The organism is Schaalia cardiffensis F0333, assembly GCF_005886435.1.
GTDB classification, from domain to species: Bacteria; Actinomycetota; Actinomycetes; order Actinomycetales; family Actinomycetaceae; genus Pauljensenia; species Pauljensenia cardiffensis.
On record NZ_CP040505.1, the window covers coordinates 127,894 to 150,587 of the forward strand.

At 61.6% G+C, this 22,694-nt stretch carries 16 protein-coding genes; 8 read left to right on the forward strand and 8 right to left on the reverse strand.

Annotated elements, in window-relative coordinates; translation table 11 throughout:
* Positions 1 to 67: 67 nt before the first annotated feature.
* The 3 genes from FFA61_RS00525 to FFA61_RS00535 all read right to left on the reverse strand — a co-directional run bounded on the left by FFA61_RS00525 (position 68) and on the right by FFA61_RS00535 (position 3,106).
* Positions 68 to 625 carry a DUF4853 domain-containing protein gene (locus FFA61_RS00525; protein WP_138588736.1) on the reverse strand — a complete coding sequence of 186 codons (558 nt, stop codon included), beginning with the start codon at positions 623 to 625 and terminating at the stop codon, positions 68 to 70.
* A 319-nt stretch (positions 626 to 944) separates the two neighbouring features.
* Positions 945 to 1,508, reverse strand: coding sequence for a DUF4853 domain-containing protein (locus FFA61_RS00530; RefSeq protein WP_175406549.1), 564 nt, complete (start codon positions 1,506 to 1,508; stop codon positions 945 to 947).
* Positions 1,505 to 3,106, reverse strand: coding sequence for an alpha/beta hydrolase (locus FFA61_RS00535; protein WP_175406550.1), 1,602 nt, complete (start codon positions 3,104 to 3,106; stop codon positions 1,505 to 1,507). The genes FFA61_RS00530 and FFA61_RS00535 overlap by 4 nt, the downstream gene beginning before the upstream one ends.
* 789 nt (positions 3,107 to 3,895) lie before the next feature.
* Between FFA61_RS00535 and FFA61_RS00540 the strand changes: the two genes are divergently transcribed.
* On the forward strand, positions 3,896 to 6,373 hold the full coding sequence (locus tag FFA61_RS00540; RefSeq protein WP_005962455.1) for an RNA degradosome polyphosphate kinase: 2,478 nt from the start codon (positions 3,896 to 3,898) through the stop codon (positions 6,371 to 6,373).
* A gap of 133 nt (positions 6,374 to 6,506) precedes the next feature.
* Here the strand turns inward: FFA61_RS00540 and FFA61_RS00545 are convergent, their stop codons facing one another.
* Both FFA61_RS00545 and FFA61_RS00550 read right to left on the reverse strand, forming a co-directional pair.
* Complete coding sequence (locus FFA61_RS00545; protein WP_005962454.1) at positions 6,507 to 7,724, reverse strand: TsoY family (seleno)protein; 1,218 nt, start codon at positions 7,722 to 7,724, stop codon at positions 6,507 to 6,509.
* A gap of 201 nt (positions 7,725 to 7,925) precedes the next feature.
* On the reverse strand, positions 7,926 to 8,273 hold the full coding sequence (locus tag FFA61_RS00550) for a DUF4342 domain-containing protein (RefSeq protein WP_005962453.1): 348 nt from the start codon (positions 8,271 to 8,273) through the stop codon (positions 7,926 to 7,928).
* A gap of 138 nt (positions 8,274 to 8,411) precedes the next feature.
* Between FFA61_RS00550 and FFA61_RS00555 the strand changes: the two genes are divergently transcribed.
* Entirely contained in the window at positions 8,412 to 9,455 is a 1,044-nt protein-coding gene (locus FFA61_RS00555) for an NUDIX hydrolase (RefSeq protein ID WP_005962452.1), read from the forward strand.
* 185 nt (positions 9,456 to 9,640) lie between these two features.
* Here the strand turns inward: FFA61_RS00555 and FFA61_RS00560 are convergent, their stop codons facing one another.
* Genes FFA61_RS00560 through FFA61_RS00570 form a run of 3 tightly spaced genes read right to left on the reverse strand, consistent with a single transcriptional unit; the run spans position 9,641 to position 11,803 of the window.
* Complete coding sequence (locus FFA61_RS00560; RefSeq protein ID WP_005962451.1) at positions 9,641 to 10,105, reverse strand: septum formation family protein; 465 nt, start codon at positions 10,103 to 10,105, stop codon at positions 9,641 to 9,643.
* Positions 10,102 to 11,166, reverse strand: a complete 1,065-nt coding sequence (locus FFA61_RS00565) for an inorganic phosphate transporter (protein WP_005962450.1) — start codon at positions 11,164 to 11,166, stop codon at positions 10,102 to 10,104. Before FFA61_RS00565 ends, FFA61_RS00560 begins: the two co-directional genes overlap by 4 nt.
* Before the next feature lie 4 nt (positions 11,167 to 11,170).
* On the reverse strand, positions 11,171 to 11,803 hold the full coding sequence (locus tag FFA61_RS00570) for a DUF47 domain-containing protein (protein ID WP_005962449.1): 633 nt from the start codon (positions 11,801 to 11,803) through the stop codon (positions 11,171 to 11,173).
* Positions 11,804 to 12,041: 238 nt separating this feature from the next.
* On the opposite strand from FFA61_RS00570, the gene FFA61_RS00575 reads away from it, so the two are divergent.
* From FFA61_RS00575 to FFA61_RS00600, 6 genes are all read left to right on the forward strand, one after another.
* Complete coding sequence (locus FFA61_RS00575; RefSeq protein ID WP_005962448.1) at positions 12,042 to 13,877, forward strand: phosphoenolpyruvate carboxykinase (GTP); 1,836 nt, start codon at positions 12,042 to 12,044, stop codon at positions 13,875 to 13,877.
* 479 nt (positions 13,878 to 14,356) lie between these two features.
* A complete protein-coding gene (locus FFA61_RS00580) occupies positions 14,357 to 15,976 on the forward strand; it encodes a SpaH/EbpB family LPXTG-anchored major pilin (RefSeq protein WP_005962447.1) in 1,620 nt (539 codons plus the stop codon).
* Between the two features lie 156 nt (positions 15,977 to 16,132).
* Positions 16,133 to 19,018, forward strand: a complete 2,886-nt coding sequence (locus FFA61_RS00585; RefSeq protein ID WP_005962446.1) for a CshA/CshB family fibrillar adhesin-related protein — start codon at positions 16,133 to 16,135, stop codon at positions 19,016 to 19,018.
* A gap of 178 nt (positions 19,019 to 19,196) precedes the next feature.
* Positions 19,197 to 20,033, forward strand: a complete 837-nt coding sequence (locus FFA61_RS00590; protein WP_040313562.1) for a class C sortase — start codon at positions 19,197 to 19,199, stop codon at positions 20,031 to 20,033.
* A gap of 109 nt (positions 20,034 to 20,142) precedes the next feature.
* The gene (gene purD, locus FFA61_RS00595; protein WP_005962444.1) at positions 20,143 to 21,492 is read left to right on the forward strand and encodes a phosphoribosylamine--glycine ligase; all 1,350 of its coding nucleotides are present in this window, start codon (positions 20,143 to 20,145) and stop codon (positions 21,490 to 21,492) included.
* A 26-nt stretch (positions 21,493 to 21,518) separates the two neighbouring features.
* The gene (locus FFA61_RS00600; protein ID WP_005962443.1) at positions 21,519 to 22,646 is read left to right on the forward strand and encodes a phosphoribosylaminoimidazolesuccinocarboxamide synthase; all 1,128 of its coding nucleotides are present in this window, start codon (positions 21,519 to 21,521) and stop codon (positions 22,644 to 22,646) included.
* Positions 22,647 to 22,694 lie beyond the last annotated feature (48 nt).

Here is a 22,694-nt window from a genome sequence, read left to right on the forward strand (position 1 = left end):
ATCGAGATTGTGGAGTTGAGGTCTGATTCTCCCAGTCCGCGTGTTTTGGGGTGTGGTGATTTTAGGATTATGGGGTGTTGGGGGTGAGCTCGTGTTCCCAGTCGGGGATGTTGCGGGCTTGGCCGACTTTGGTGGTGCCGTCGGTGGGCCGACACCCTGAGAATGCCGCGAGGCCCGCGCCCCCGTCGTCGAGGAATAGGAGGGTGATGTATCCGCCGTTGGCTTTGTCCATCCACAGGATGTCTCGTTCGTCTTGGGTGAGCAGTTCATAGCCCAAGGGTGTGAAGGTGTGGGCGACGGCGTTGATCATGTCGTCGTGGTCGAAGGGCGGGGCGAAAGCGATCGCCGCCGTGTCAAGCTCGAAGCCCTCCTCGCCACAGGCTTCGAGGTTGGATGGGACGTAGACGCTGATGGGTCCGGTGTTAGCGGAGTAGGTGTAAGCGAACTCGCCGAGTGTGCGTTCGATGTGCTCCTCGAACTCTTCAATGCTCCGACGCTGCTCGAAAGGCAAGGACCCCTCCCACCACAGTTTCTTGTTCACGGTGTTTCCTCCTATAGAACACGCCGAAACCACCACAACAATCAGGGTGAGGATCGAGGCGAGCAATAGACGCAAATGTTTCATTCGTGTCCTTTCCCCTTCTTCACTCCAACGAAGGAACGTGTACGAGAGGAGGTGATTGCAAGCCTGGTGCTGGTTAGATTGTGCGCCGCTTTCAGGCTTGGTGCTGGTTGGATGACGCGGAGGCTTTCAGGCCTCGTGTTTTCGGGTGGGGGTTGGGTTGTTGTGCTTTCGAGATTGTGGAGTTGAGTCCTGATTCTCCCAGTCCGCGTGTTTTTGGGTTCGGGGTGTTGTGGATTGTGGGGGTTGGGTTGCTGTGCTTTCGAGATTGTGGGGTTGAGGTCTGATTCTCCCGGGCCGCGTGTTTTGGGGTGTGGTGATTTTAGGATTGTGGGGTGTTGGGGGTGAGCTCGTGTTCCCAGTCGGGGATGTTGCGGGTTTGGCCGACTTTGGTGGTGCCGTCGGTGGGCCGACACCCTGAAGCAACATAGAGGCCTGCTCTGCCGTCGTCGAGGAATAGGAGGGTGATGTATCCGCCGTTGGCTTTGTCCATCCAGCGGATGTGGTCTTCGTCTTGGGTGAGGAGTTCATAGCCCAAGGGTGTGAAGGTGTGGGCGACGGCGTTGATCATGTCGTTGTGGTCGAAGGGCGGGGCGAAAGCGATCGCCGCGCTGTAGAGCTCGAAGCCTTCTTCGCCACAGTGTCTAAGGTTGGATGGGACGTAGACGCTGATGGGTCCGGTGTTGGCGGAGTAGGTGTAGGCGAACTCGCCGAGGGTGCGTTCGATGTGATCCTCGAACTCTTCGATGCTCCGACGCTGCTCGAAAGGCAAGGACCCGTCCCACCACAGTTTCTTGTTCACGGTGTTTCCTCCTATAGAACACGCCGAAACCACCACAACGATCAGGGTGAGGGTCGAGGCGAGCAATAGACGCAGATGTTTCATTCGTATGCTCCTGTCACGACGCGAGCGAAGTCCTTGAGAGCCCCAGAGCCCTCTTCCAGATAGGAGCTGTGACGCCCGACGGGCGACCATTTATTCGGGTCGTCGGGGGCATCACTGGACAGATGGGTGATGCCCTTGAGGTCCGTGGGGTTGGTGCCGAAAGTGCGGTCGGGACCGACGCCCTGAACCCAGTCCTCAGAGTCGACGGCGGACACATAAGCTCTGCCCGAGTCGAGATTGTATTCGCGGATGTCGTGAACGCCCGAACCTGGAGAACCGAACATCACCAGATCATCAACCGCTCCGGGAGCAATGCGAGACACGGCTTTACCTGAGGTCATGGACCCATAGGAGTGCCCCAGGATCGTCGTGTGCGGATCAGAGGCAGAGCCGGGGACAGAGGAGGCGTGCATGGCGCGAGAGGCGTGCAGGCCCTCCTGGAAAGAAGAGAGAAGACGAGCTCCGGTTTCCGCCCTGCGGGTGGAGGCCACCTCGGTCCAGCCCGGATCTCCTAAGGCCGCAGGAGCGTCATAGCCCAGCCAGGCGACGGTCGCTATAGTCCCTGTACCGAAGCGCCTCGACTCCTCTTCGATATTGGAGGCTTGCCTCAGACACAGCTCCAAACTATCCGCCGGGTTGGTACTCATTCCCGGAACATAGGTAGCGATATGATCCGCCGTATCGACATCGCCGATCGCCATCGCAACGCGCAGATGGTCCGAGCCCGAGGCATCCAGGGTGAGCAGCTTGTAATCAGGATTCAATGAGGCCTGCCGAATAGTCTCATCAATGTCAGCAAGCTTGGCCCAGGCAATGCGCAGTTGCTCCGCGTAGGGGTTGGGGCCGTCCGCCGAGCCGCGCGATTTGGCGGCCTCAGCGTATAAGGCACGAATCCTGTCGACATCGGCTGCTAAGGAATCCCTCAAAGGAAGCAAACGTCGACGGTTCGCCAGATCACGCGAACGAGCGTCGATCCCGTCAAGGTTTCCGATCAGCTCCGGATGATTCGTGATGATCTCGGCCCGCTCCTCGTCACTGAGACCGTTCCACCAGGAGGACACCGCGAAGACCGACCAGTCGGCCTGGGGTAGATCCGCCAGACCTGGAGAATGACTCGATGACGTCTCCTCGCACCTATACGTCCCCGAGGCCACAGCATTCAAGCGCGCCCGATAATCCGCGTCGACCTGCTCAGCGTACTCGAGTGCGTCGTTCACCATCTCTTGCAGCTCGTGCCCGGCCTGAATCTTGGCGATATTGCGCGACTGGGCAGGACCAACGGTGTACTGCGAGGCCGAAGGCGGGACGGATTCAAGTGAGTATGACACTTTCCCAGAAGCTTCCACGCTGATGTTGTTGAGCCCGGCGAACTGCTCGCACTCGAGAACCCTTCTTTGCACCTCCCACACGCCATCGGCGGCCTGGGCAGTCGCCATCAATAACTCCGACACGTCATTGATGAGACGATCAAGGTCGCCCTTTGATCCACTGAGCTGTGAACGCGCCGCTTCAAGGGTTTCACCCCGTGACTCTCCAAAGAGGAAAAGCCTGTGCGCCTGCTCCAAGGAATCTCCATTGCTTTCCGCAATTCGCCTCACCTCGCTCAGATCGGCAGTTGCTGCATTGAGCGGCCCTGGTTTCCATGCGCTCACATCACCCCACGAGAGCACTCTTAGCCCAACCTCTCGACAAGCCATGACATAGAACGGGAAGAGAAAGTGGGAGGAGGGACATCGGCTCTTTGAAATGCTCCGCTGAGATTCTCCTCGTTCGCCATGAAGGCGTTCCTCGCGGCGAGTACATCGTCACTGAAGGTACGCAAATCTTCCACGAGTCTGCGCTTTCGAGTGTCAACCTGAGTGCCCGCATCCTCCATCGAAGCTCGCGAGGTACTTCCCGGCATCGCTGAAGTCCCCTCCGAAAGAGCGTCAAGAATGCGGGAGCTAGACAGCGAATCAGCGACATCACAGGCCGTAGAAGAAACCGAAGTCAACTCATGTGGGATCACAAGGAGCTCATCCATGGGGGCCTTTCAGTTCCCGGGTGAATCGTTGAGTACATGCTAAAAGCGGAATCTGCGTGCTGCAATCCTCGGCTTCCGGGGGTGTTGAAAGGACTTTAGAAGAGACTTCGAGGAAGGAAACCTCTGAGAAACGCTCTGTGGTTCCCCTTCTGAAGATGAATACTCGTCATGTCGGAGGCGAATATGGGTCATTCCCGAGGCAGTGAGATCTGTCTTCCCGAGGTAGAGGGATCGCTGTAGGGCGAGACGAGGACCTCAGGGGGCTGCGAAGTCGCAGGTGAGATGACACCATGGGAGTGTGCTCCCGAGGGAGTGGGCGCAATGCGGCCCTTCCCGGGTCACTGCGAGCGAGGAAGGACGGCCAATGCCGGAGACATCGAAGAAGAGCTCAAACGACAACCGGTCAGCGAAGACTGCCTCCCCATCGAAGAAAGAGCGGGAACTTCGAGCGGATAGTCCCGTCTTCTCCGCTCCCGACTCCTCTTGGCCGGGCCCAGGCTCTGAAATCCCCGAGGAGGCCTTCGCCCCAGACACCCTCCCCGCATCCTCCTCCACGGCCCTCGTCGAGGGCGCTCGAGCGGAGGAGATGTTCGTTCCCGCCGACGATACTGGGCTGGTCGGCGTCGAGTATGAGGACGAGGAGTTCGAAGGGGAAAACGGAAAGGCTCGTCCCGCTCAACCGATCCTCACGAACGAGGTTGACACCTCCGCTCCTCTCGGTGAGGACGAGCCCTTACCCAAGGGGCGTTTCGCCGATCGTGAGATTTCCTGGATGGCCTTCAATCAGCGCGTCCTCGAACAATCGGAGGACCTTGAGCTTCCCCTGCTCGAGCGCGCATGGTTCTCGGCGATCTTCTCTTCGAACCTCGACGAGTTCTACATGGTTCGCGTCGCAGGCCTCAAGCGTCGCATCGCTGCGGGAATCGCGAAGAAGACGGCTTCGGGTCTGGAACCGCGCCAAGTCCTCGAGGGGATTCAGGCTCGTACTCGCGAGCTCAGTGCCCGCCAGGCCGAAGACTTTCAAACCCAAATCCGCCCGGCCTTGGATGCTGTGGGCATCCACCTGCGGCGCTGGGCGGAGCTGAGCGAAAAGCAGCATCATGAACTCGCCCGCTACTTCCGTCGCCAGATCTTCCCGGTCCTTACCCCGCTCGCGGTCGACCCTTCGCATCCCTTCCCCTATATCTCGGGTTTGTCTTTGAATCTTGCGGTCGTGGTCCGCAATCCTTTGTCCGGCAAGCTGCATTTTGCGCGGGTGAAGGTCCCGCAGTCTTTGCCCCGCCTCATCAATGTGGACACCGCAGGGATGGATGGAGTCGCAGAGGACTTCGTCGAAAGCGAGAGCGGCGCGACTTTCGTGACACTTGAGGATGTGGTCCGGGCGCATCTTGAGCACCTCTTCCCCGGAGTTGAGATCGTGGAGGCCCACGGTTTCCGCGTCACGCGCAATGAGGATCTCGAGGTCGAGGAGGATGACGCTGAAAACCTCTTGACCGCGATGGAGGAGGAACTTCTGCGCCGTAAGTTCGGCCCGGTTGTGCGCCTCGAGGTCGAAGAGACGATCTCGAAGTTCGTCCTCGACTTCCTCGCCGAAAAGCTTGAGATCCAGATGACGGATGTCATTTCCCTGCCCGCGCCACTCGACTTGACTTTGTGCAATGAACTGCACGAGCTTGATCTGACGGACTTGAAGTACCCGAAGTATGTTCCCGTCACGGCGGCGGGGCTGGCGGAGTTCGAATCGGCGAGGGCGGGGGATATCTTCGCGAGGGTCCGCGACCATGATGTGCTCTTGCATCATCCTTATGATTCTTTCGCGACCTCAGTTCAGGCGTTCATCACCCAGGCGGCGCGCGACCCGAATGTTTTGGCGATGAAGCAGACCTTGTATCGGACTTCAGGTGATTCGCCGATCGTTTCCGCTCTGATCGAGGCCGCCCAGTCGGGTAAGCAGGTTGTTGCGATTGTCGAGATCAAGGCTCGTTTTGACGAGGAGGCGAATATTGGCTGGGCGCGCAAGCTTGAACGCGCCGGCGTCCATGTCGTCTACGGCATGGTGGGCTTGAAGACGCACTGCAAGCTTTCCCTCGTCGTCCGTCAAGAATCTGAGGGGCTGCGCCGCTACTGTCACATCGGCACCGGCAATTACCATCCGAAGACGGCGCGCGGATACGAGGATTTGGGCCTCTTGACCTGCGATCGTGAGGTCGCTCAGGACTTGACGCGCCTGTTTAACCAGCTTTCCGGCTACGCGCCGCGCTCGACCTTCCACAGGCTCCTCGTCGCGCCCCTGTCGATCAGGGATGGACTCATTGAGAGGATCCAGCGCCAGATCGCCCGTAAGAAGGCAGGTGAGGAGGCGTGGATCGGCATTAAGGTCAACTCCGTTGTTGACGAGGCCGTGATCGATGCCCTCTATCGGGCTTCTCAGGCGGGAGTCCCCGTTGATGTCCAAGTGAGGGGGATCTGCGCGATCCGTGCAGGCGTTCCCGGTCTTTCGGAGAACATTCGGGTCCGTTCGATTCTTGGCCGCTACCTTGAGCATTCGCGAATCTACGCTTTTGGCCCGAAGGGCGAGGAAGAGGTGTGGATCGGTTCAGCGGATCTTATGCACCGCAATCTCGACCGTCGTGTTGAAGCTCTCGTGAGGATCGCTGATCCGAGGCAGGTTTCTTATCTTGCGGAGCTTGTGCGTCGCGGAGTTTCGCCGAAGACCTCCTCTTGGGCTTTGAAGAAGCGTGGGGAGTGGAAGCGCCAACAGTATGCGAAGGATGGTTCTCTTCTCAGTGATGTGCAGGAAGAACTGATGGAGGAGGCCTCCTCCCGAGTTGTCGGAAGGTAGACCTCCTCCACCTTGCGTTGTGGGTTGAGAGTGCCGCGGTACTGTGCGGTCGGCGCAGCCCTGTCGGCCAGGCTCAGCGCAAGCCCGCTCAGTCCCTCAGCCTGGTCCTCGGCTCTGGTGCGGGCAGCGCGGCTCAGGCCGCCTTTGCCTCCGCCTTGTCCTCTTCGCTCGCCTTGGGTGCGCCTAGGAGTTTGGCGTTCAGGCGCGCCACGGTGCGGATCGTCAGAAGCTGGAGCGCGAAGATGAGGGCGAGCAAGGCCAGGTGGGGGATGGAGAACTTCTCCAGTATGCCGGTGGCAACGAGGCCGCGGCCGATGAAGAACTGGGAGAGGACTGCGAGAGCGACTCCCGGGCAGATGAGGCCGTATGCGGGGATGGAGCGTCCCGGCCCGGAGACGAAGTGCGAGAAGTAGCCCTGGCGGCGCATGACCGCCCAACCGAAGAGGCCGACGATGAGCTGTAAGGCGATCAGAGCCCCGAAGACAACGAGCCACACGATGTTCGGAATATTCGCGTGGAGGATATTGTGGGCGATTCCGCTGCTGACGCGGATACCTGCGATGCCGAAGAGAGTGAGGATCGGGATGGCGAGCCACAGGGTCGGGCCGGCCTCGCGTGCCATTCCGTGACGCAGCATGGCGCCGAAGCTGACGGGCATCTTCACGAATCCCCACAGGGCGGCTGCGGCGAGGAAGAGGGCGGTTCCTGCGGCACCGATGAGGGAGGTCACCAGGGTGTTGCTCATGGCGGCGGCGGAGGAAAAACCGACGCCGATCATTGCGAAGGCGAATGAGGGCAGCACTTGGCTGAAGTGGTTCGTGTCATCGACGTTGAAGGAGCCGTCGGAAAGGATCCGCGTGATGTAGCGGCCGAAGAGTCGCAGGGCGTAGGCGCCGATGGCGATATTCGCTGCGAGGGCGAAGGGGAAGAGCCATTCCTTGATATCCCAGAGTCCAGGGATCGCGAGTGCGCCGAGGACGAAGAGGACGCTGACGGTCATTGACAGGGTCAGTGGGATCGCCATGAGTTGGACTTCCCCATTGGAGGAGATCAATGCCGTGTATTCGGGTGTACGGCTGAATCGGCGGTGGGCGCCGATGTTCGCGATGAGCAGTTGCACGTGGCGCACTGCGAAGTAGGCGATGGCGAGGAGGGCCACAACCATGAGGGTGTTGCTCAGCATGGTCCCCTTGGCGAACTGAGTGGCAAGCGCATCGAATGTGGGGATGGGGGTATCGGGGTGGGGGACGAGGAACATCAGGTACATGAAGAAGGAGATGCTCAGGCCGCCCATGCCGAGTGCGGCCAGGAAGTACAGCGGGCGGTAATTCTCGCTGAAGCGGGGGATCATATGTGGTCCAACCTCTCGAAAACGTGTGGTCACGAAAGGGTAGCTAATACCCCCGGGGGTATACAAATGGGGTGAGGAACGACATGAATAGTTTGAGTGTTCCGTGCTCAGCAGCGGCCTCGGCTGTGCGTACTGTGACAGCCGAGGCCGCTCAACTTCGTTCCTCGTCCTGCAAGAAGCTGCGCATTTTGAGAGTTCGGCCTAGTTCTTCTCGGAAGAGTCCGGGTCAGAAAGCGGCGCCCCGGCCTCGGTGTCAATCGGATCACTCGTGACGATGTCGGTCCGCTCAACCTCGACGGTGTACCTCGTCATCTTCGCGCCCACGGTCGCCGTCGCCCCGGCAAGGAGAGTCAGCACTGGATTCGTCACGAGGGCGAGAATGCCGACACCCGCACCAAGGTTCATGGGGATCGACACTCTCTCCTTACCGGTCTCATCACGAATCACGATCTTGCGAACAGAGCCGTCCTTCACGAGCTTCTTCACGGTGGCGAGAAGCTCGTTGGCGAAGACCTGGATCTTCTCGTTCGTGGAATTGGATGCGTTCACTTATGGGTTCCTCCCCTAAAGATCGAAAGCGTGTAGTCAAGCCTAGAAGGCCCCGGGAGGAGGGGCGATGGGGGAGGACCCCGAATGTTCCCGGACCCGCGTTCAGCAGATCCCCGCTACCCTTGAAGCGTGCCCCGAATGTCTCGCCCCGCCCCTGTCCCCTCGCGCCTCGTGCGAGCCGCAGGATCCTTGGTGTGGCGATTCACCGACCCGGAGAGGACCGCCATTCCCGGTGAAAGCCTGAAAGCCTCCGAGATTCAAGTGCTCATAGTTCATCGTCCGCGTTACCGAGATTGGTCGTGGCCGAAAGGCAAAGCCGAGGCGAATGAGCCGATCGTCGCCGCTGCGGTTCGCGAGGTTGAAGAAGAAACAGGTGTTGTCGCAGTCCTCCATGCCCCATTGACGACTCAGCGGTACCGCCTCGGATCCGGGCAGACGAAGGAAGTTCACTATTGGGTGGGTACTGTCGCTCCCGGAGAAGCAATCTCCCCAGTGACTCGTTCGAGAATTCCGGTTCGCCCCGCTCCAAGTTCTGAAATTGACCAGACCCGCTGGGCCAGTCCCGCCAAGGCTGATCAGCTTCTCACCCGACGCGGCGATCGACGCCTCCTTTCCGAGCTTGTCGCCCGCGCCCAGGATGGACGCCTTGTCACGACGACTATGGTGATGGCGCGTCATGCGAAAGCGATCTCGCGCCACTCCTGGCACGAGAGTGAAGCGACTCGCCCCCTGACGCGTGTTGGTGCGCGTCAGGCAATCGACCTCGTGGATCTTCTCTCGGCTTTCGGAATCGAAGAGTGCGTGAGTTCACCGTGGACCCGATGCGTGCAGACGCTTTCCCCCTGGGCGGGGCTCAGTGGAGGGGAACTCAGTGTCCGCGGGGAGCTGACCGAGACGGCGGTTGAAGGGGACCCGAGTGCGGCAGGGAATATGACTGCAGCGCTCCTAAGAAAGATCGAGGTCCCCACGGCGCTGTGCGTGCACCGCCCAACGATCCCAGTCCTCCTCAAGCCCCTGAAGGCCATCGCCCCCTCGTCTCTGGCGCGTTCCTTCCCGAATCACAGCCCCTGGCTTGCGACTGCAGAGATCCTCGTCGCGCACATCTCTCGCGCTGACACCGAGCCCCACCTGCTCTCACTTGAACGCCACGCGACGCGAACGAAGCTTCTTTTCGGAGTGTGACGCCCCGTTTTTCATGGCTTAAGGCCCTGTTTCTTCGGGTTCTTTCGGGGGACACTGCTCCTCGTGCCCCACTCCCAGGGTAGATTCCGCTTCGGGGCGAGCGCATTGTGGGTGCACTCCTCCTGAAGGTAAAGTCGTGGCTGAAAAGCTTCCTGTGCTTCACAGCAAAGGTGCTTACCCGAAGCTCAGAGTTTCGAATCCTTGACGGAGGACATCAGAGGCTGAGCGTCCATCGCGTTCACGAGGCAGACGATCTGACGATCGCCCTCGCCCCAGGAACTCTTGGTGGGCAGCAACCAGGTGACGTCCAAAGACGAGAGGACATAGGGCGTGCCCACGTAGGATTCGAAGGATTCCACGCACGCGCTTTCTGCCTGAAGAGCCAATGCCTCCTCGCCCGGGAACGGCGCTGAGGCGTCCTTCGGGTCCGTGTCGACGAGGGTGGAAACCTCAGCTTCGTGAGACTCAGAGCAGGAGGTGTGCTCAATGGTGACAGCCTCATCCCCATGGGGAAGCATGACGCAGTCCCCGACTTTCAAGTCCAGAACGGATGAGCTTTGACATGCGCTGAGTCCGATTGCGCACAAGACGAGGCCGCCCGCCCCGAAAAGACGGGCGACCCGAGTGAAACGCGAACTCCTCACCCTCATGCAAGAGTCACAAGGAAGTTCACGATGAAGAACATGATGGCCGCGACGAGGGCAGCCGCTGGAAGGGTGAGGAACCATCCTCCAACGATATTGCCGGCGACCCCCCAACGGACTGCGGAAAAGCGTTTGGTCGCTCCGACACCGAGGATCGCCGAGGTGATCGTGTGTGTCGTCGAGATTGGTGCGTGGAACACGAAGGCCGACAAATACAAGACGAGTGCGGACACGCCTTCGGCGACGAAACCGCGGGCCGGATCCAAGTCGATGATCTTCCTGCCGAGGGTGCGCATGATGCGCCAGCCGCCCGAGTAGGTCCCCAAGGAGATAGCACCGGCTGCTGCCAGCTTCACCCATAAGGGGATCGTCATGTCCCCAGTGACAGGGTCGAAGACATTGTGGGTATGTCCGTAGCCACCTGCGACGAGGGCCATCACAATGACGCCCATCGTTTTTTGCGCATCCTGCAGGCCGTGGCCCAAAGCCATGGCCGCAGCCGAGAGCGTTTGCAGCACGCGGAATCGGCGCATCGTCCGGTGGTAGGGCAGGCGCGTGAGGAGGCGCATCATGATCCACATGAGGATGTAGCCGAAGAAGAAACCGATGAAAGGCGAGGCGAACATCGGGATGATGACGTGCTCGACGATCCCCGACCAGTGCACTTCTGTTGCGGAGGCGAGGCCCGCTCCGACGAGGCCGCCGATGAGGGCGTGCGAGGATGAAGAGGGCAGACCGAACCACCAGGTGATGAGATTCCAGACGACCGCTCCGACGAGTGCAGACAAGACAATGACGAGGCCTTCGCGCTGCATCATGAGGTCGGTGGAAGAGGTGTAGTGAGAAATGTCGATGATGCCCTTGCCGATCGTCTTCGCGACTTCGGTCCCCATGAGGGCGCCAATGACATTCATGATCGCTGCCATGAGCAGAGCGGCTCGCGGAGTCAGGGCTCGCGTTGAGACCGATGTGGCAATCGCATTCGCGGCGTCGTGAAAACCGTTCGTGTAGTCGAAACCAAGAGCGATGATGATGACGAGCGAAACGAGGATCAGGTTGAGATCCACGGTCTCAAGACTCCTTCACCGCGATCGTCTCGATCCTGCTCGCCAGGTTCTCGAAGGCGTCGGTCGCCTCCTCAAGGACCTCGACGAGATCCTTGAGCTTGATGATCGTGATCGGATCGGCTCCAGAGTCGAAGGTTGCGGTCAAGGCGCGACGGTAGGTCAGGTCGCCCTCGTTCTCCAAACGATTGAGCTCAACCCAGAAGTCGCGCAGATCGAGGGGGGACTTCAATGCGGGAATGTTGTGCGCGGTCTGATCGGCGCAGCGGGCGATGATGTCGATCTGCTCGGCGACAAGCGAATGCACGGATGCGGGAATGTTTTCGATGCCGTACATGACGATGAGGTCGCCGGCCTCGTCAATGAAATCCATGCAATCGTCGAGGCAAGAGGCGACGGCGCCCAGGTCCTCACGATCGAAGGGCGTGACGAAGGTCTGGTTGACGAGCTGGGCGATGCGGTGGTTGATCTCGTCGCCTTGGTGCTCGATCTCGTGGAGGTGGTCGCGCAGGGCCACGCGTTCCTGAGCGGAGGCGTCGAGGATCGACGCGAGGAGAGCAGCGCCTGAAACGAGGTTCGCGGCCTGCTGCGAGAAGAGGTCGAAGAAAGACGGCCCTTCAGAGCCCTTACGGAATCCCACGATTTTCCTCCTGTGGATGGGGTGTGCGGACGAGGCACATCCTCAGAGTAGGGCACACGAAGCAGTGCGAGAGTGCGGTAGCTCATGCGAATTGCTACGGACTGCAAGTGTGTGAACTGTTGCACATTTGTTCACGGGACCATTCGCCCGTGCGCTCTGCCACACGATCAGGGATGATTGTTCGCGTACTAAAGGAGCGTGACCGCGCTCCTGAATACCGAGTGCCTCAGGAGGCAAAATGTCCGTGACTGAACAGGATGTGCGCGCAGCTGCGCCCGCCAACGCTCCCGAAGACGTCCTCGCATGGGTGGCTGAGATCGCAGCGCTGACGACGCCTGACGCCATTGAGTTCTGCGATGGCTCGCAGGAAGAGTGGGATCGTCTCACCGCTCTCATGGTTGAGAACGGCATGTTCACCAAGCTCAACGAGGAGAAGCGCCCGAACTCCTTCCTCGCCCGCTCCAAGCCCTCCGATGTCGCGCGCGTTGAGTCCCGCACCTTCATCTGCTCCGAGAAGGAAGAAGATGCCGGCCCGACGAACCACTGGGCCGATCCGAAGGAGATGAAGGCGATCCTCAAGGAGAAGTTCGCTGGCTCCATGGTTGGTCGCACCCTCTACGTGATCCCCTTCTCCATGGGCCCGCTCGGCGGCCCGATCTCCCAGCTCGGCGTTGAGATCACCGACTCCCCCTACGTCGTGTGCAACATGCGCATCATGACCCGTATGGGTACTGCTGCCATGGACCTCATCGCTGAGGGCAAGCCGTGGGTTCCCGCCGTCCACTCTGTCGGCGTTCCGCTCGCTGAGGGCGCCGTTGACGACAACTGGCCCTGCAACGACGAGAAGTACATCACCCACTTCCCCGAAACCAATGAGATCTGGTCCTTCGGTTCCGGCTACGGCGGCAACGCCCTCCTGGGTAAGAAGTGCTTCGCGTTGCGCATCGCCTCGACCATGGCCCGTCGTGATGGCTGGATGGCCGAGCACATGCTCATCCTGCGCCTGACCCGCCAGGAGACCGGCCAGCAGTTCCACGTGACAGCCGCCTTCCCCTCGGCCTGTGGCAAGACGAACCTCGCCATGCTCCAGCCGACGATCCCCGGCTACAACGTCGAGACCGTCGGCGACGACATCGCCTGGATGCGCCCGGGCCCCGATGGTCGCCTCTACGCGATCAACCCCGAGGCCGGTTTCTTCGGCGTTGCCCCCGGCACCTCCTACGACACCAACCCGATGGCCATGGACACCATGCGCGCCAACTCCATCTTCACCAACGTCGCCCTGACCGATGACGGTGACGTGTGGTGGGAAGGCATCGACGGGGAGGTCCCCGCGCACCTCATCGACTGGCTCGGCAAGGACTGGACCCCCGAGTCCGGCGAGAAGGCGGCTCACCCGAACTCCCGCTTCACCGTCCCCGCGTCCCAGTGCCCGATCATCTGCCCCGATTGGGAGGCCCCCCAGGGCGTTCCGGTCGACGCGATCCTCTTCGGCGGACGCCGCGCCACGAACGTGCCGCTCGTCGCCGAGCAGTACGAGGCCGCTCACGGCGTCTTCATCGGTGCTTCGGTCGCCTCTGAGGTCACCGCCGCTGCGACCGACGTCAAGGCCGGTTCGCTGCGCCACGACCCCTTCGCCATGCTCCCCTTCTGCGGCTACCACATGGCCGACTACTGGGGCCACTGGCTCGAGATGCAGGCCGAAGTCGGCGACAAGTTCCCGAAGGTCTACCAGGTGAACTGGTTCCGCAAGGACGAGAACGGCAAGTTCATGTGGCCCGGCTACGGCGACAACTCGCGCGTCCTCGACTGGATCGTTCGCCGTGCGGCGGGCGAAGTTGAGGCCATTGATGGTGTCACCGGCCGCTACCCGAAGTTCGAGGACTTCAACCTCGACGGTCTCGACATTGACGAGGCCGTGTGGGCCAAGCTCTTCGAGATCGATCTCGATGCCTGGACCGCTGAAATGGACGGCACCGAGGAGTACTTCGCCCAGTTCGGCGACAAGCTCCCCGCAGCCATCACTGAGCAGCTCGCGAAGTTCCGCGCCCGCATCGAGGCCGCTCGCGCCTGATCCTTTTTAGTCTGTGAGGTGACGCGAATTCGGCGGGGTCCGACCTTAGGGTCGGGCCCCGCCCTGTTTGTATTTCGGACCCTGAATTTCAATTCCTACATTTCAAGCCCTCTAGTTCAGCTTTTGCATTTCAGTGTCTGTTTGTAATTCGGCGCCTGTATTTCGACCTCATATCGGGATGTGGCGCATGTGGGGGCCGAGTGCGTTTTGGCGCTGTAAAGCGATCAGAGCGCTCGTGTGGCAGGCGTGTTGTATCGGGGTTGCATTCTGTCAAGGTTCGCACGGCGATGGATTCGTCAAGACGCTTCTGCGCACTGAGCGCCTCTTAAGGACGCACCCGATGTTTCAGGAGTGAAAGTGATTTCCTTTTCAGATTCCTCTTCCGAACTTCTCAAATTTGGAATGATCCCCTATCATTGCGTTTGAACTATCCAATCCCGTCACTATTTAAGAGTGCGGAAGTATTGAGAGCAAGAGGAGTGAGCAGGAAAAACGCCCCCCTCGAGCGTCGGCTCATGGCCGTCGCGGGCGCCCTGAGCATCGGTGCGGCGAGCGTCGTCGCCACCAGCGCAGCGGCCTTCGCGAAGGACCCGGCTTACGGCAACATCGATCAGAATGCCACGGGTTCAATCATCATCCACAAGCACCTGAAGAACGATTCGGGCATCGTGGGCAATGTCGATGGAACCGCCGATGCCGGCGGCGACGGCGTCGATGGCGTCACCTTCAAGGCCTTCAAGATCACCGATCTTGATCTGTCCAAGCCCGCCGACTGGGACACCCTCTCCGGCCTTGCCGGAAACATTCCGGACAGCGCCTGTGCGAATCCCGCGGCTCCGACGCTCGGACCCGGTGCCCCCGCGGTGTCGAACATTGCTGCGGCCGAGGGCACGACCTCGGGTGGCGGCGTAACGACCCTGGGGCAGCTGCCGGTCGCCGCCTACCTGGTCTGCGAGACCGCCGCGCCCGCGAACATCGTCGAGAAGGCCAAGCCCTTCGTTGTGACGATCCCCTTCCCGAACACCACCAATGGTGGCGACGGTAAGTGGCTCTACGATGTGCACGCCTACCCGAAGAACCAGAAGATCGAGGTCTCGAAGACCATTTCCGATCAGACGGTCAACGGCGTTGGTCTCGGTTCGCGCGTGACCTTCCCAGTCTCCACGACCTTGCCGAGCCTCGACCCGAACACCACCTATTCCTACTTCTACCTGCGCGACACCCTGGACTCTCGCCTCGGTGACGGCAAGGTGGACTCGGTCACCCTGGGGGCCACGGTCCTGACGGAGAACACCGACTACAAGGTTCGCAAGGAAGGGCAGACGCTCATCGTCTCCTTCATGCGCGCCGGCCTGGCGAAGCTGAAGGACAACCCGGGTGAGAAGCTCGTTGCCGTCTTCTCCGGCCGCGTCGACAGCGTGGGCGATGGCACCATTAAGAACAAGGCCGATCTCGTCCAAGACACGACCTACGGGGCCGTTCCTCCGAACGAGCCGGGCGATAAGCCCCCGTTCGAGCCTGAAAACCCGCCGACCACTCCCGAGGTCGCTACTTACTGGGGTAACGTCCAGCTCTTCAAGTATGACGCAGACACTGAGAACGCCACCAAGGTCGGCCTGGCCGGCGCGAAGTTCAACGTGTACAACGCCGTTGAGCCTTACGCGGCCGACTGCTCGACCGCGACCAAGACCGGCAGCCCCATCGCGGTCGGAAGCGGTGGGAACGCTCCTCAGACCGTGTTCGTCTCCGACGCGGCCGGTCTCGTGAAGATCGACGGCCTCTACGTCGGTGACTCCGAGGGCTCGGCCGGCGCAGGCTCCAAGGACGCCACCAAGCGCTGCTACGTCGTCGAAGAGATCGAAGCTCCCGCAGGATTCGTCCTTCCGCAGACGACCACGACCCCCATTGAGGTCGTCAAGGGCGAACAGGCCTCCACCTCGTACAACGCCCAGATCAAGAACAAGAAGCAGTCCGTGCCCCAGCTGCCCCTCACGGGCGCCAGCGGCCAGCTGCTCATGACCATCGGCGGCGCCTCCCTGGCCCTCATCGCCGCTGGTTCCACCCTGGTGATCCGCTCGCGCAAGCGCGGCGAAGCCTGATACCCCGCGGGGGTGCGGGGCTACCACCCCGCACCCCCGGAACCTGCGGCTCGGCACGAGCCGGAGATCAATCCTCCGCTCGTGCCGCGCTGCGGCGCATCGCTGAAAGCACATGCTGAATGGCGATTCTCGCGAAACCTAGTAATTGGAGTTGAAGTGTCCCAGCACGTCCGTCCACAGCCACGCGCTCGACGATTCGCGCGCTTTGCGGTCGCCTTCGTGGTCTGCACGGCCCTCTGCGCCGCACCAGTCTTGGCAGACACAGTCGAAGCGGCGCAAGCAGTACCCGACAGGGCCCCCCAGGGCGCACTGCCCGCAACCTTCGCGACCGGCGGTTCCGGACGCTTCAAGGACTCCATTCAATGGCTTCAATGGGCCGATTACGACACGCAATTCAAAGGTGTCGACAAGCCCAACGTCCCCGTCCTCGACTACGGGGAGGGACCTAAAGACTTTGTGAACTACCGGGACCTCGGTGACGCGGGGAGCCTGGTCACCACCTGCACCCTGTCGAACCTCACGCACCTGGGACACGCGCTTGATGTCTCCACGGCCCAGGCCAAGGGGCCCCTGGTCGCGACTATTCCCGGTGCCTGGGCGGGCGACGCCCTGGACAACCTCTACAACGTCGGCGGACCCGGTTCGTGGAGCGATGGCTCCGAGGTCTGGCACAGCGGTCTTACGTACCCCAAGGATTACGTCAACAAGAACCAGATGGTGATCGGCCTGGCGAACGGCTACGCCTACAACGGGTCCAACGCCTGGGACGGCAAGCCGTGGAACGAATCGACGGACCACCGCCCCACGGGATACGCCGCGCGCGTTAGCGTTGACTACAGCTGCAAGGCAGAAATCCACGGCAACGACGGCACCATCACGAATGTGCCGATCCAGGGCCTTGTCTTCGCAGACGCGGAGGCCTCTTCCCGGCGCTTCGGCATCGTGGACTGGGCGAAAGACGAATGGGCGGACGAGTGGGTCGAGGCCACAGTGAAGACGACCTCGGGCAACAAGCCCGTCCGTTGGAGAGTTCTCGACACCTTGCGCTCCGAGACATGCATCAGTAAGTACACCGGTAAGCAGGTCACCACAGACGGGATTCTATCGAACGCGTCACGTACGCTGCGCCTCATGCCCTCCGATGAGGAGTGCGTCTACCAATCAGGCGGCAGCTATTCCAGGCCCAATGGACACGGCGGGCCCGATGCCGTCATGTTCATGGAGGGCGCCACCTCCGCAACTGTTACCCTGCAAGGCTCCGGATACTCCGCAGTCGCGCTCGGCCTGGTCGTCGCCACCGACTTCGGCGACGCTCCTGAATCCTATGGCGTCGCCTCCTCCCTCTTCCAACCCTCGTGGCACGGAGGCGAGGTCCGGGCGACCACCGACCTCTTCAAAGTCTCCCCCCAGGCCGAGATGTACATGGAGAAGGGCTCGCCCCGCCTCGGAGAGAGCATCGACGCAGAGCCGGAGCAGCTGTTCAGCGCCGACGCTCTTGGAGACGACAACAATGGCGGGACCAACGACGAGGACGGTTTCGTCGTGCCCGCAGAAGGCATCCGTACCCGGCCCGGCGCCACGCACACCGAGAACGTCAAGTGCGAAGGCTTCGGCAAGGTCGCCGGCTGGATCGATTGGAACCACAATGGCGTCTTCGATGACGCTGAGAAGTCCGACGAGAACGCTTGCACCGCATCCGGAGAGGTGACTCTGTCATGGACCGTGCCTTCCGACGTCGCGCGCTCCGTGGAAGGCGAGGACGGTACCGGCACCGCGACCTACATGCGACTGCGCATCACGAACGACAATAACGGCGACGGACAGCGCCCCATTGGCGGTACCGCCACCGGTGAAGTCGAGGACTACCGTATCGATGTGCGCGTACCCACCTTGCAACTGGTCAAGAAGGTTGATGACAAGTACGCCTCCGGCGAAGTCAGTGGCTTGGCCGCCGACCAGTGGACGCTCACCGGTGGAGCCAATGGTTACACTGTGAGCGGCCAGGGCACCACGGGTGCGCCCGGGGTAGTGCTCCCCGGATACAACGACATCGCGGAGACCACCTCCAACCCCGCTGGCATCGCCTATGAATCAGGGCAATGGACATGCGAAGAGGCTCCGGGAACACTGGGGGAGAACTACACCTCCTCGATCCCTGGCACCACGACCAATGGTCGGGCACAAGTCCTCATTAACAACACCGACCGCGTTCTGTGCACGATCACGAACACCGGGACACCTGGATCCATTAGCTGGAAGAAGGTTGATGTCGACGGCGTCACCCCCCTGGGTGGGACCAGCTGGAATCTTATCGGCCCCGATGTTCACGGCAATCCCAAGGTGAAGGACTGCACCGCCAGCCCCTGTTCCACCCTGCCCTACAGTGATCAGGATCCCGCGGTGGGCTCCTTCAAACTCGAGGGCCTCAAGTGGGGCACCTACACCATCCGCGAGGCCAGTGCGCCCGCCGGCTATGAGCTGAGCACCGAAAGCTTCACCTTCCCGAAGATTACGCCGACCACCTTGGACGTCAGCTTGGACAGAGTGATCGTCAACAAGCGCAAGAGCGGGTCCGTGACGTGGAAGAAGGTCGACGCATCGGACACCTCCAAGCTTCTCTCCGGCTCGGAATGGACGATCAGCGGCGGTGCACTGCTTTCTCCTGTGACCATCGCAGACTGCGAAGCAGCCTCAGCGAATCAGTGCCCGAAGGCCCCCGACGCCACCTACTACGACACGGACCCCGCCGCAGGCTCCTTCGCGGTGAAGGGGCTGCCCTGGAGTGCGAACCTCTACACCCTCATGGAGAAGAAGGCACCCGCAGGCTACCGACTCGATAAGACGCAGCGGACTTTCAAGATCAGTCAGGACTCACTCGACTTCGTCTTCGACCCGATCCCCAACGAGAAGCAGCGGATTCCCGGACTCCCGCTGACAGGCGGATTCGGTGCTGACGGATACGTGATCGGCGGCATCATCGCTGGCCTGGGCGCCCTAGGAGCCGGCGCTGCCATCAAGCGCTACAAGAAACGGAAGGCATGACGCGATTGGGGGGAGTCCGCAGACCGGGACTCCCCCCCAACGCTGCTGCGCTATGACTCATACGCCTGAAACAGGAAGCAGGGCTCCCGAGCAGGATGCACCGCCTGCAGTCTCGGCGAGTTCCCCCGGCCCCCTTCGCTCGAAGGTTTCTCGGAAATGGAGCTTTTCGCCCCTCTCCTTGATCCCCTCACTCCTCGGCCTCGCGGGAATGCTGCTCTTCTTGTATCCGTCGATCTCCGCGTGGATCGTCCAATACAACCAGTCGCAGCTCATTGCCGACTACGAGGGAGAGATCGAGCGCGCCGACCCTTCGGCTAACGAACAGCTTGAACTCGCCGCACGCTACAACGATGCCCTGAGCGTCGGGGCCGTGCTGGAGGCGAATACGAATGTCCCCACGGGTGAGGGCACTTCCGACGATCGAAGTCTTGACTACAACTCGATCCTCACTGCGAACGAAACGGGCCTGATGGCTCGATTGAAGGTTCCCGTCGCGAACATCGACCTGCCGATCTACCACGGGACCGCCGACGACACCCTGCTCATGGGCCTAGGGCACCTGGAGGGCACCTCACTGCCCGTTGGCGGGGCGGGGCACCGTACGGTCATCACCGGTCACCGTGGGCTCGCTGAGGCGCGCATGTTCACCGATCTCGACAAGGTCAACATCGGAGACACCTTCACCTTCGAAGTGTTCGGGGAGGTCCTCAGTTACCGGGTCTTCGACAAGAAGGTCGTCGAGCCCGAGGAGACCGAGGCACTGCGCGCAGAACCCGGCCGCGACCTGGCGACCCTCGTGACCTGCACTCCGCTCGGGATCAACACGCAGCGCATCCTCATCACCGGTGAGCGGATTTATCCGACGCCGCAGAAGGACCTCGACGCGGCGGGCGCCACTCCGGAGATCCCCGGCTTCCCGTGGTGGGCCGTAGGTCTGCTAGGGGGAGTCGTGCTGATCGGAGGCTACATCTGGCGTTCTGGATACTCGTCGTCTTCCCGAAAGCGCGCACGCTGAAGGGGAGCGGCGCTCTCCCGCCTGAATGAAGCTCAGCGCCGAGGCCACGAGTGGTCTTCACCACAAGATGGGACTTCGAGGAACTACTCAGAACCGCTAGGCTGAAGATGTGAAGGTTCTTCTCGTGGGGAACGGAGGGCGTGAACACGCCCTCGCCCGAGCACTTGTCCGCACCTCCAACGCCGAGCACCCCGTACAGCTCTCAGTACAAGCCGGAAACCCCGGCCTCGAAACCCTGGGCGACTCCTTCGCGTTCACCGCGACGGAGCCCGACGAAGTCCTCGCGCTCGCGAAAGCCCACGGCGTAGAACTCGTTGTCGTCGGCCCAGAAGCCCCACTCGTCGCCGGAGTCGCCGACGCCCTGATAGCTGCGGGCATCCCCTGCTTCGGTCCTACTTCTGACGCGGCCCGCCTCGAAGCCTCAAAATCCTTCGCGAAAGACGTCATGGCGGAAGCCGGGGTCGCAACCGCGCGCTCCTTCACCTGTCGAAACATGAACGAAGTCGACACAGCCTTCCAAGAGCTCGGTGCCCCGCACGTCGTCAAAGACGATGCCCTCGCGGCAGGAAAAGGAGTCGTCGTCACCCACAACGTGGAAGAGGCTCGCGCCCATGCGAAATCCTGCCTCGAACGCGAAGACGGCGCCGTCGTCATCGAGGACTATCTCGACGGCCCCGAAGTCTCGCTCTTCTGCCTGTGCGACGGGACAAGCGTCGTCCCCCTCGTTCCCGCGCAAGACTTCAAACGCGCAGGCGACGCCAACTCGGGGCCGAACACGGGCGGCATGGGCGCCTACTCGCCGCTCCCATGGCTCGACGAGGGCGTCGTTGAAGAGGTCGTCCGCTCCGTCGCCCAACCCACCGTCAACGCCATGGCGAAACGCAATACCCCCTTCGTCGGTCTCCTCTACTGCGGCCTCGCAATGACCTCGAGGGGCATTCGGGTCGTCGAGTTCAACGTCCGTTTCGGCGATCCGGAAACCCAGGTCGTCCTCGAACGTCTCGACTCGCCCCTGGTCGAGCTCCTCCACGCCGCGGCCACTGGCACCCTCGATCAGGTTCCCGCCCCCCAATGGTCCACTGACGCGGCCGTCACCGTCGTCATGGCCTCAGGCGGCTATCCCGGACCGAGCGACACCGGCCATGAGATCACAGGCATCGACAAGGCCGAAGCAATTCCCGGCATCCACGTCATCCAAGCCGGCACCTCGCGGAAAACCGTCTCCCCCGAAGGCGCCCTCGTCCCGGCGGGGAGCGGCCCCGAGGCGAAAGAGATCCTCGTCAACTCGGGAGGCCGCGTCCTCAACGTCGTGGGGCGCGCCGCCACAGTGCAAGCCGCGCGCGCCCTCGCATACGAGGGCGTCAAGCAGATCTCATTCGCCGGAGAACACCACCGATCCGATATCGCGACCTGGCCCGCAGAACTGGACCTGAGTGTCGGCTCGGACCTGAAGAACTGAACTGAAAAGAGACTCGGAGGAATCTGATGAGCGCACGCGAACTGCCCGGATGGGTCCACGTTTCCTCCGGGAAGGTGCGCGACATTTACATTCCCGAGGGGACGAGACTCCCTAAGGGCTCAAAGGTCCCCGAGGCCTCGGAGCTCACGAAAAGCCCGGACCTTACCCACGGGGGCGACTCCCAGGACGGCCACAACGCACCAGGAAGCCAAAGCGGGCCAGGAAATCAGTCCGGCTTCGCAAGCCCGACTGCATCCGAAAGCCAGGTCGCACCTGGAAGCCGAAGCGAGCTCGAAAGCCAAATCGGCGACGGAAGCGAATCCTCCCCCGACCGCCTCCTTCTCGTCACCTCGGACAGGATCAGCGCCTACGACTTCATCCTCCCCACCCCGATCCCGGACAAAGGCAAAATCCTCAACCAACTCGCGATCTGGTGGATGAAACGCCTCGACACCGTCATCGACAACCACCTGCTCTCCACATCATTCGACCCCGCCGACCCCCTGAGTGTCCCTCAAGCCGTCGAAGGGCGAGCCGTCGTCGCACGAGCGCTCGACATGATCCCAATCGAATGCGTCGTCCGCGGCTACCTCACGGGCTCCGGCCTCGTCGAATACCGAGAATCACAGTCCGTCTGCTCCCTGCCCCTCCCCGCAGGACTCCAAGAAGGCTCCCGCCTGGAAGAAGCGATCTTCACACCCGCCGCGAAAGCGGAACTCGGCGAACACGACGAGAACATCTCCTTCGAACGCGCCTGCACCATGGTCGGCGGTGAACTTGCCACCCGCCTTCGTGACACTTCCATCCGCCTCTACGAGAAGGCGCGCCGCATCGGCGCCGAACGCGGAGTCATCATCGCCGACACGAAGTTCGAATTCGGCCTCGACCGCGAAAGCGGCGCCCTCGTCCTCGCAGATGAGATCCTCACCCCCGACTCTTCGCGTTTCTGGCCCGCCGATGAATGGACTCCCGGCCGCGTCACCCCCAGCTTCGATAAGCAATACATCCGCGATTGGCTCACCTCCGAAGAATCAGGGTGGGACAAAAACTCGGGCGAAGAGCCCCCCGCTCTTCCCAAGAAGGTCGTCGCCGCGACCCGCGAGCGCTACATCGAAGCTTTCCGTCGCCTCACCGGCGAGGAACCGCAACTTTAAAGCAGCACCCGATGGCGGGGCGAAAGGCCCCGCCCGACCAAGGAGGAA

What these genes read in the sequence shown, in the direction of transcription:
- FFA61_RS00525 (WP_138588736.1), bottom strand. Translation starts at nt 625, where the DNA reads ATGAAACATTTGCGTCTATTGCTCGCCTCGATCCTCACCCTGATTGTT.
- FFA61_RS00530 (WP_175406549.1), bottom strand. Translation starts at nt 1,508, where the DNA reads ATGAAACATCTGCGTCTATTGCTCGCCTCGACCCTCACCCTGATCGTT.
- FFA61_RS00540 (WP_005962455.1), top strand. Translation starts at nt 3,896, where the DNA reads ATGCCGGAGACATCGAAGAAGAGCTCAAACGACAACCGGTCAGCGAAG.
- FFA61_RS00545 (WP_005962454.1), bottom strand. Translation starts at nt 7,724, where the DNA reads ATGATCCCCCGCTTCAGCGAGAATTACCGCCCGCTGTACTTCCTGGCC.
- FFA61_RS00555 (WP_005962452.1), top strand. Translation starts at nt 8,412, where the DNA reads ATGTCTCGCCCCGCCCCTGTCCCCTCGCGCCTCGTGCGAGCCGCAGGA.
- FFA61_RS00560 (WP_005962451.1), bottom strand. Translation starts at nt 10,105, where the DNA reads ATGAGGGTGAGGAGTTCGCGTTTCACTCGGGTCGCCCGTCTTTTCGGG.
- FFA61_RS00575 (WP_005962448.1), top strand. Translation starts at nt 12,042, where the DNA reads ATGTCCGTGACTGAACAGGATGTGCGCGCAGCTGCGCCCGCCAACGCT.
- FFA61_RS00600 (WP_005962443.1), top strand. Translation starts at nt 21,519, where the DNA reads ATGAGCGCACGCGAACTGCCCGGATGGGTCCACGTTTCCTCCGGGAAG.